Below are 696 nucleotides of genomic sequence, written 5' to 3' on the forward strand. Positions count from 1 at the left end.
GGGGGGGTGGGCGCCGAAACGGGGGGGCCAATGGACCCCGGAGTCGAGGAGCCGGCTCAGGGCGGCACGGTCGCCGACCGCGGGAGGGGCGAGAGCAGGCTGTACGGCCGGGTTCGCGGGCGCGTGGAGCAGTGTAAAGACCCGACCATGCCGTTTTATCCTTTCACCGGGCCCATCAAGGACCAGGACGGTGTGGAACGGCTGAAGTCCGGGCAGCGTGCCACGTACGGCGAGTTGCTCGTCATGGACTATTTCGTGGACGGCCTGGTTGGTATCATCCCCCCGGACTAAAGCAGGGACACGGTGCCTCGCATCTCTACAATATGAGCAAGAAGCGCCTGTCAGGGGCGCTTCTTGCTCATCTCTGATAGTGTTTTGCCAGGGAGGATTATGACCCCTGATCACCCAATTCATGACATGGCAGTTGCCATGTATGGCATCGTCAAGCGCTTTCCCGGGGTGGTCGCCAATGATAGAATCACCCTCGAAGTCGAGGCAGGCGAGATTCACGCCTTGTTGGGTGAAAACGGAGCCGGTAAGACGACCTTGATGAACATTCTGTATGGAATCTATGGTCCTGACGCAGGCGAGATCCATGTGAGGGGTCAGCAGGTCACGATTGGCTCACCCCGCGATGCCATCCGCCTGGGCATTGGTATGATTCATCAACACTTTCGACTGGTGGTTACCCACACG

General features: G+C 59.6%; 1 protein-coding gene and 1 pseudogene. Both read left to right on the forward strand.

Going from position 1 to position 696, the window contains the following annotated elements; translation table 11 throughout:
- A pseudogene (locus HW443_RS12485) lies at positions 1 to 291 on the forward strand (BMP family ABC transporter substrate-binding protein); the annotation flags it as partial.
- A 99-nt stretch (positions 292 to 390) separates the two neighbouring features.
- Positions 391 to 696 (forward strand): ATP-binding cassette domain-containing protein (locus HW443_RS12490; RefSeq protein WP_407079831.1); only part of this gene is annotated, 306 nt, incomplete at its 3' end.

Origin of the sequence: Candidatus Hakubella thermalkaliphila (genome assembly GCF_013281975.1) — a bacterium.
GTDB lineage: Bacteria > Actinomycetota > Humimicrobiia > Hakubellales > Hakubellaceae > Hakubella > Hakubella thermalkaliphila.